The organism is Pseudomonas sp. (genome assembly GCF_026224925.1).
In the GTDB taxonomy this organism is placed as follows: Bacteria; Pseudomonadota; Gammaproteobacteria; order Pseudomonadales; family Pseudomonadaceae; genus Aquipseudomonas.
In genome coordinates, this window is record NZ_JAMFRV010000740.1 from 1 (window position 1) to 7,876 (window position 7,876).

At 59.9% G+C, this 7,876-nt stretch carries 6 protein-coding genes and 1 pseudogene; 3 read left to right on the forward strand and 4 right to left on the reverse strand.

Annotated elements, in window-relative coordinates:
- Nucleotides 1-178: pseudogene (locus M0974_RS30695) on the forward strand (4-hydroxy-2-oxovalerate aldolase); the annotation flags it as partial.
- Between the two features lie 174 nt (nucleotides 179-352).
- Here the strand turns inward: M0974_RS30695 and M0974_RS30700 are convergent.
- The 3 genes from M0974_RS30700 to M0974_RS30710 form a co-directional block, all read right to left on the reverse strand.
- A complete protein-coding gene (locus tag M0974_RS30700) occupies nucleotides 353-2,284 on the reverse strand; it encodes a methyl-accepting chemotaxis protein (protein ID WP_297845731.1) in 1,932 nt (643 codons plus the stop codon).
- A 208-nt stretch (nucleotides 2,285-2,492) separates the two neighbouring features.
- Nucleotides 2,493-3,719, reverse strand: a complete 1,227-nt coding sequence (locus tag M0974_RS30705) for an FAD-dependent oxidoreductase (protein ID WP_297845733.1) — start codon at nucleotides 3,717-3,719, stop codon at nucleotides 2,493-2,495.
- A gap of 57 nt (nucleotides 3,720-3,776) precedes the next feature.
- Nucleotides 3,777-4,565 carry an alpha/beta fold hydrolase gene (locus M0974_RS30710; protein WP_297845735.1) on the reverse strand — a complete coding sequence of 263 codons (789 nt, stop codon included), beginning with the start codon at nucleotides 4,563-4,565 and terminating at the stop codon, nucleotides 3,777-3,779.
- A 256-nt stretch (nucleotides 4,566-4,821) separates the two neighbouring features.
- On the opposite strand from M0974_RS30710, the gene M0974_RS30715 reads away from it, so the two are divergent.
- The gene (locus tag M0974_RS30715; RefSeq protein ID WP_297845737.1) at nucleotides 4,822-5,952 is read left to right on the forward strand and encodes an FAD-dependent oxidoreductase; all 1,131 of its coding nucleotides are present in this window, start codon (nucleotides 4,822-4,824) and stop codon (nucleotides 5,950-5,952) included.
- Nucleotides 5,953-5,968: 16 nt separating this feature from the next.
- A complete protein-coding gene (locus M0974_RS30720; protein WP_297845739.1) occupies nucleotides 5,969-6,778 on the forward strand; it encodes an SDR family oxidoreductase in 810 nt (269 codons plus the stop codon).
- Between the two features lie 29 nt (nucleotides 6,779-6,807).
- Here the strand turns inward: M0974_RS30720 and M0974_RS30725 are convergent, their stop codons facing one another.
- Entirely contained in the window at nucleotides 6,808-7,716 is a 909-nt protein-coding gene (locus M0974_RS30725; RefSeq protein WP_297845740.1) for a LysR family transcriptional regulator, read from the reverse strand.
- Nucleotides 7,717-7,876: the final 160 nt, after the last annotated feature.

Genomic DNA, 7,876 nt, shown 5'->3' on the forward strand with positions numbered 1-7,876 from the left:
AACCTTGGCGCTGGGTTATGCCGGGGTCTACTCAAGCTTCCTGCGCCATGCCGAAGTCGCTGCTGCCAAGTACGGCCTGAAGACCCTCGACATCCTCGTCGAACTGGGCAAACGCCGGATGGTCGGTGGCCAGGAAGACATGATCGTTGATGTCGCCCTGGACTTGCTCAAGCGCTGACATCCTTATGACGCACGCTCCCTTGTTGTGGGGCGCTCGTTCATCATTACGCCCGGCCTGGTACCGGGCGTTTCTTTCTCGCCCTCTTCAGACCAAGAGCGTTTTCCACTTCAGCAGTACTGCCACTGCTTTGCGCTGTTTTTTGCAGTGTGCAGCGTCGGCTTTGACTCTCGCTCAAGTACGAAAGCCGGTCACGGCGGCATTCAAAGTGTCGCCCACCAGGCCCAGCTCGCGTACCGCGCCTTCCAGATGAACACTCGCCGTGCCACTGCGCTCGGCGATTTCCCGTACCCGCGCCATGCTCTCGCCGACCTGTCCGGCGACGGTGCTCTGTTGTTCAGCGGCGGCGGCGATCTGTTGGCTCATTTGCTCCACGGTAGAGACAGCAGCACTAATCGCCTGCAACGCTTGTGAGGCCTGTGCGGTAAGCTCGACGCTGGCTCGGGTCAGTTCCTGGCTACCCTGCAACCGTTGCGAGGCCTCGCCACTGACATGGCGTAGTTGCTCGACGATGGTGGCAATTTCTTCGGTGGAGGCCCGAGTTCGTTGGGCCAGGCTGCGCACTTCGTCGGCTACCACGGCAAAACCACGGCCATGTTCGCCAGCACGTGCGGCCTCAATGGCGGCATTGAGTGCCAGCAGGTTGGTCTGCTCAGCCAATGCGTTAATTACCTCGAGTACGCGGCCCACCGCGCTACTTTCTTGCAGCAAGCGCTGCATGGCCTCGTTGCAACCGGTCATTTCGTCTGCCAGGTGGTCGATGCGGCCGCTGGCCTGACGTACCAGCTCATCGCCGCGACGGGCTTCGAGGTTGGCTTGCTGCACGGCGCTACAGGCATCACCGGCATTGCGTGCGACCTCTTTGGCAGTAATGGTCATCTGTTGCATTGCCGTGGCGGCCAGGGCGGTTTCGGCATTCTGCTGCTCGACACCTTGGGTGGTTCGCTCAGCCACCTGCACCACGTCGTCAGCGGTGCGGTTGAGCGTGCCGATATCCTGGGCAATGCGCCCGACCAGACCGCGCAAGCTGTCGAGCATACTGCCGACGCTGGTCTGCAGTTGGCCGAGCTCATCACGTCGGGGGTGCGATTGTGGTTCGGCAGTCAGGTCGCCGGCGGCAATGCGGCGAGTCAGTGCCAGCACCTGGGTCAATGGTCGCAGGATCAATTGGCGGATCAACAGAGCGGCGCCGACGCCCAAGGTCAGCGAGATGATCAGGATGCCGCCCAGTAGCTGCGTCACCTGTTCACTGGTCTGGTGCCAAGCCAGCTCCTGCGCATCGCTTACTGCGGCGAGGCGTGCACCGACTTGCGTGCTGGCGTCGTTCATCGCCGCCTGACTTACGGTGGCCCGCTCGCGGCTGGCGACGAAGCGTTCGAAGGCATCACGGTATCCGGCCAGCGCCTCTTTGGCCTGGCGCAGAGTGTCCTGCTCGCTGCCATTCAACTGGCGTGCGAGGCTGTCCAGATAGGTGAGCAGCTCAGTCATTCGGGTTTCCCAGTCATCGCGGGCGCTCAGGCTGTTTTCATGGGCAAAGTACAATTCGCTGTCGCGCAGGTTGGACAGTTTGTCGCGTAGCATCGAGGTCTGCTCCAGCAGTGTCATTAGTTCCTGCGAAGGCGATTGCGCTTGCTCAGCAACGGCGTTGAGCGCGTCGAGTTGGTCGAGCAACACGGCGCTGAAACGCTCGCTCAGGTTATGCGCCAGTTCCTGCATGCCTACCCTGGAGTCGCGCTCTTCAAGCTTGGCTTGGGAATAGCGCTGAAATTGGGCGAAGTAGGTCGCACTCGCTTCATTGGCCGAAGCAGCATCTGGAATTTCCACGCGGTGCAGGCTCAATAGCCCGCCGAGCTGTTTGACCAAACCGGTGACCTGTCCCAATGCATCGGTGGACAGGGTCAAACCGAAGTCTTTCTCTGCGGTGCGTGCTTGCAACATTAGCGCACGGGCGCCGCCGAGATCGCGGATGACCGCGCCGCGCTGTTCCAGCGCGTGCAGGGCATTGAACGCGGTAAAGGCGACAGCGATTGTCGACGCCAGGACCAAGCCGAAACCGAGGGTGAGTTTGGCGCCTACCGAGAGGTTGCCGAGTACACGAACGAACATGTTCATCTCCTTTCAGGGAGCTGCAAGGGTGCCGTCGCACGCACGTCGTCAAAGTGAACGGTGCTTGGCGGCAGCGCTATGAAGGTATGGTTCAGCGGGTGAGGGTCACGATCGAATCAGTGCGGGTGGGGGCATGACAGTTCTTCTTATTGTGGTCATGGGTGCGGGGTCGGGCGATTAGCCGCTGCCCCGCAGGGTTCAGGTGTTGTCAGTCGAGAAGACTCTTCAAGGCGATGCCGGCGTCGGCGATCAGCGTCGGGTCGGGCGAGATCCCGGCAGCCAGAAGCTTGCGGCTAAGAATGTGTTCCAGAGGCTGGTTGACCGAGTCGACGGCGATCAGGGTGCTGTCGCGGTAGTGGAATACCGAGAAGCGACCCTGCTCGGGATCGCCGCGGGTCACGCAGTGGGTGCGGCCAATCGACAGGCCGACCATTTGCAATTTGACCTCGCCCTGGTCGCTCCAGAACCAGGGTAGTGCTTCATAACCGGTGTCCTCGCCGATGATCAGGCGTGCCACCAGACGAGCCTGGTCGTTGGCGTTCTGGATCGACTCCAGGCGCAAGCGGGCGTTGTCGGCGTAGCGGTTCTCAAAGGTTACGCAATCACCGATGGCGAACACATGTTGTGCCGAGGTGCGCATCCGCACATCGACCAGGATACCGTTGCTGCAGGCAATACCAGCGGCCTCTGCGAGTTCACTGTTGGGTAACGAACCGGCGCCTACGATTACCAAGTCTGCCGGCCATTCGCCGGCCTCGGTTCGCACGGCAACAACCTTGCCGTTGTCGCCAAGGAAGGCGTTTACGGTACTGTTGAATTGGAGAGTGATGCCTTTTTCGCGGTGTTTGCCGGTCACATAAGCGGACACCTCTGGCGAAACGGACCGCTCCATGATGCGTGATGCGGTTTCCAGCACCGTGACTTGTTTACCAAGCTTGCGAGCGGTGGCCGCAATCTCTAGCCCGATGAAGCCGCCGCCGACAATGACTATTGATTCGCTGCTCGACAGGCGCTGACGCAGAATGCGTGCGTGTTCGAGCGTACGCAGCAAGAGAATGCCCTCTAGCGTGCTACCCGGCAGCGTCAGGTTCCGGGCGCGGGCGCCGGTCGCCAGCACCAACTCGTCGTAGGGCACCAGGCTGCCGTCGGCCAGTTGCAGCGTTCGCGCCTGAGTGTCGAGAGCGCTGACTCGGGTACTCAGACGCAGGTCGATGCGCTTCTCGTCGTAGAAACTTCGCGACTCGAGCAGCAGCTTGCTCTCAGCATCCGGTGTGTCGTTGGTGAGGAAGGCCTTGGAAAGCGGCGGACGGTGATAGGGCAGGTCAGCTTCGTCGCTGAGCAGGGTAATGGTGCCGGCGAAGTCCAGCGCACGCAGCGCAGCGCAGAGGCTGACCCCGCCATGCCCGGCGCCCACGATAACGACATGTCTCGTCATATTATTATTGTCTCTGTCGTTTGTTAGCTGACCGGCGGCATTCGCGCCGGCCGGTGATTAATCCAGGAAAAACCGGTGCAGGAGTTTCTCCACTTGCGCAGGCGCCTCGTGGTTGCAGATGTGCCCAACTCCGGCGAGCACTTTTAGCGCGACATTTGGATTCTGTGCAGACATCGCCTGCATGTCTGCCGCTGGTCCGCCACCGTGATCATGCTCGGCGGCTACCAGCAGGGTAGGCACGCGCAGTTCAGGGAAGCGTGCGCTGAAGTCCATCTCGATGAAGGCACGTACGTACGCCAGATAACCATCTAAGGTGGTGTTTTTCATCATCGTACGCAGCAGGCTGTCCACCTGTGGGTGACTTGCGCGAAAGTCAGCACTCAGCCAGCGGTCGACGGTGATATCGGCCAACGTATGCATGCCTTGCGTCTGTGCGGCATCGCAGCGACCGCGCCAGAATTCGCGTCGGTCATCCGGCTGGCGCGGTCGACAGCAGAACGCTGCGATACGCGTGACTTGCTGCGGATATTCCAGCCCGAGTGCTAAAGCCAGCGACCCGCCGAAGCCGAGGCCGACCACGGCGGAGCTAGAAATGCCGAGGCGGTCCCACAACTGCACGACGCCGTCACGAATGGCGGCAAAGTTACAGTCCTGTGGCGGTGCCGGACTGTGCCCGTGCCCCCATGGATCGAAGCGCAGCACGCGAAAGTGCCTGGACAGGCCCGCGGCTTGTTCAGCCCAAAACTCTGCATCATTGCCAATACCGGGAATGAAGGTCAGGCAGGGGGCATCCACCGGCCCGCTGAAAACATGGTGGAATGTGGGCAGTGCTTGAATGGCTTGCATTAATAGGGCTCCTTCGCTGGCCGTAGGTTACGAACGTATCCGCGGCGGAGGTAGGCGATGAGCTGGATGGCTGCTATCCGGACAATGCATGGCTATCAATAGAAAGCTGAGTTGCGCTTTTTTGCTGGAGTGCGCAACGAGCCAAGACACTATGATCACGGCTGGCCCGAAGCTGCGCGATAAAGTTGGCGCAACGTCATCGACAATAACAATAAGCGGCCTGGGACGGGTTCATCCCGCGCCGTTGGAGAGTCACATGGCTGCACTCATTCAATCCGCCCTCGTAGTCGGCGGTGGTTTTTCCGGCATGTCGGCGGCTATCGAACTGCGCAAGCGCGGTATTGCCGTGGATCTGGTGGAAATCGACCCGCACTGGCGCAACTATGGTGCCGGAATCAGCATCGGCGGTCCCACACTGCGGGCCTTCCGCACCCTGGGCATCCTTGAGCGTTTTCTGGATGAGGGTTATGCCTGCGATGGCCTGGACATTTTCTCCCCCGAGGGTGTGCTACTTACCCAAGTACCGACACCACGCATTGCTGGGGACGACGTTCCAGGCAGCGGTGCAGTGATGCGTCCGGTGCTGGCAAAGATCCTCGCCGATGCGACTCGCGCCAGCGGCACCTACGTGCGCCTGGGCTGCACTGTGAATACGTTAGAGCAGGATGCTGACGGTGTTACGGTGGACTTTAGTGACGGTAGTCGTGGTCACTACGATTTGCTGATCGGTGCGGACGGTCTGTATTCAGGTTTGCGCGAGCACTTGTTGTCTGAGGCGCCGAAGCCGCGTTACAGCGGGCAGGGCGTGTGGCGTGCGGTCTTGCCGCGTCCTGAATCGGTCACCCGCACCATGCTGTGGGTCGGCAATCATCTCAAGGTTGGATTGAATCCTGTGTCGCGTGACGAGATGTACTTGTTCGTCAATGAAGATCGGCCGGTTAACGATATGGTGCCACCGGAGGAATTTCTGACGCGACTCAAAGCGTTGCTCGAACCCTTCACCGCGCCCGACGTGCGTAACGCCAGAGCAATGCTCGACGGGCATTCGCTGGTCATTTTCCGGCCGCTGGAGGGGCTGTTGGTGGATCAACCCTGGTACCGTGGACGCACCGTGCTGATTGGCGATGCGGTCCACGCCACCACTCCGCATCTGGCCTCCGGTGCCTGTATCGGCATAGAGGATGCCATCGTGCTGGCCGAAGAGTTGGAAAACGCGTCCAGCCTGACGGCCGCGCTGGAAAACTTCCAGCAGCGTCGATGGGAGCGTTGCCGACTGGTGGTGGAGAATTCTATGCGTCTGGGTGAAATCGAGATTAATGGCGGTGACAAGGCCGAGCACATGCGCATCATGCACGCCTCATTTGCCGCATTGGCTCAGCCTATCTGACACAAGGGAATAGTCCATGACGTTGTTAAGTGAACATGTGGTCCTGGTAACCGGTGGCGGTTCAGGTTTGGGCCTGGGCCTTGCGCGTCATTGCCTTGCCGAGGGCGCACAGGTGGCGATATTTGAGATATCCGCCGAGAAGGTCGCACAGCTGCGCGATGAGTTCGGCCCCGATGTGCTAATTGTCCAGGGCGACGTAACGTGCCTGGATGACTTGCGCGTCTGTCGCGAGCAACTACTTTCGCGTTTTGGTCGGCTCGATGCGCTGATTGGTGCGCAGGGCATCTTCGACGGCAACGTGCCGCTGATGGATATGCCTGAGGAGCGGCTCGATGCCCTTTTCGATGAGGTGATGCGGGTCAATGTGAAAGGCTATTTATTGTCGGCGCGGGTATTCTGTGACCTATTGCGCGCCAGTGAAGGCGCCATAGTGCTGACCACCTCGACGGCGGCCTATGCAGCCGACGGCGGCGGTGCGGTATATAGCGCAAGCAAGGGCGCGGTGCGTAGTCTGGTTAACCAGTTGGCGTTTGAGTTCGCGCCGCATGTTCGGGTTAACGCTGTAGCGCCCGCCGGCATCGCTAACAGTCAACTGAGTGGGCCGCGCTCGCTCGGGTTGCAAGCGCAGAAGCAATCCGACATCCCCCAGGATGCGTTTCTATCGATGTTCCGCTCGCTCAGTTTGCTTAAGGACCTTCCGACGCCCGAAGACCACGGGCCGCTCTATGCCTTTCTGGCATCTCGGCAAAACCGCATTATGACCGGGCAGACGGTAGTGGCTGACCAAGGGATGTTGAACCGGGCCGTGCTGCATCGGCAGCAATAAATGCCTGCCGTCGTCCCGGGACTATCTACTCAGGAACGGTTCTTCAGCAGCAGAGGGGCTTCCTGCTCCAGCAGCTTTTGAACCGTGCGCGTCGCCAAGGTGTTAGGGCGGCGCAGGGAACTGGCCAACACCACGCTACGTAACAATTCTGGCTTGATGATGCGGGCTACCGAGAAGCGCGGGTCGTCGACGTGCTCGAATAAACCCGAGGTGATCGCATACCCGCCACCGGCTGCAACGATTTCCCATTGCAGCCGAATCGAGTCTGCTTCCACTGCGCACTCGAAGTGAATGCCGTGGGACTTGGATAGTTTTTCAAGCCGCGCGCGCAGCGGGTGCGGCCGGGAAGGAAGCACTAATGGAAGGCCTTGCAGATCGGATAACTCGACGGTTGATTGTGTGACCGCAGGATCTTGCGCACGACCGACCAACATCAGTTTGGGCTGCACCAGTACCGATTCTTCCGAAGTCGATACATCGCCTTCGCGTAGGAGCAGTGCCATGTCTACGCGGCCCTCATTGATCAGTTCCTCAAGGTGTGCGCTGCTACCTTCGCATATTTGCAACTTTATGCGCGGGTAGCGCTCATGCACCAGTTTGTACAATGGCCCGGCAATTGGCTCCACCGTGGACGGCAGCAGCCCTATCCGTACCTCGCCAATCGGAATACCACCGGAGGTACGAATCACATCGGCGACTTCTTCCGACTCCTCCACGAGGGCCTCGATACGTGGCAGGATTTGCAGACCAAACTCGGTGAGGTTTACACCGCGGCCGGTGCGGTTGAACAGCCTCACTCCGCATTCGCGTTCCAGTTGAGAAATGTGACGGCTGATCATCGACTGCGGTACGTCGAGTGCCACGGCCGCTTGCGTCAGGCTTCCCAACTTGGCGACCTTGATGAAATGATGCCACTTTGGGTCCAGGATCGATTGCAACGTGGCTGTCCTTTTATTTTTATCGGAGGCGTAAAGCGGCGGATTATTTCATGGCATCGGTAGATTGGGCAAAGGCCTTGGCTTAGTATTTTTCTCCCTAAGATCCCCACCCAGACACTCTGTAAGGTTCAGCGCAGCCCATACGAGCATGGGGAGTTGA

Bases quoted from the DNA above. Each gene is read 5' to 3' on its own strand.
- M0974_RS30715 (WP_297845737.1), top strand. From the start codon at position 4,822: ATGGCTGCACTCATTCAATCCGCCCTCGTAGTCGGCGGTGGTTTTTCC.
- M0974_RS30720 (WP_297845739.1), top strand. From the start codon at position 5,969: ATGACGTTGTTAAGTGAACATGTGGTCCTGGTAACCGGTGGCGGTTCA.
- M0974_RS30700 (WP_297845731.1), bottom strand. From the start codon at position 2,284: ATGTTCGTTCGTGTACTCGGCAACCTCTCGGTAGGCGCCAAACTCACC.
- M0974_RS30705 (WP_297845733.1), bottom strand. From the start codon at position 3,719: ATGACGAGACATGTCGTTATCGTGGGCGCCGGGCATGGCGGGGTCAGC.
- M0974_RS30710 (WP_297845735.1), bottom strand. From the start codon at position 4,565: ATGCAAGCCATTCAAGCACTGCCCACATTCCACCATGTTTTCAGCGGG.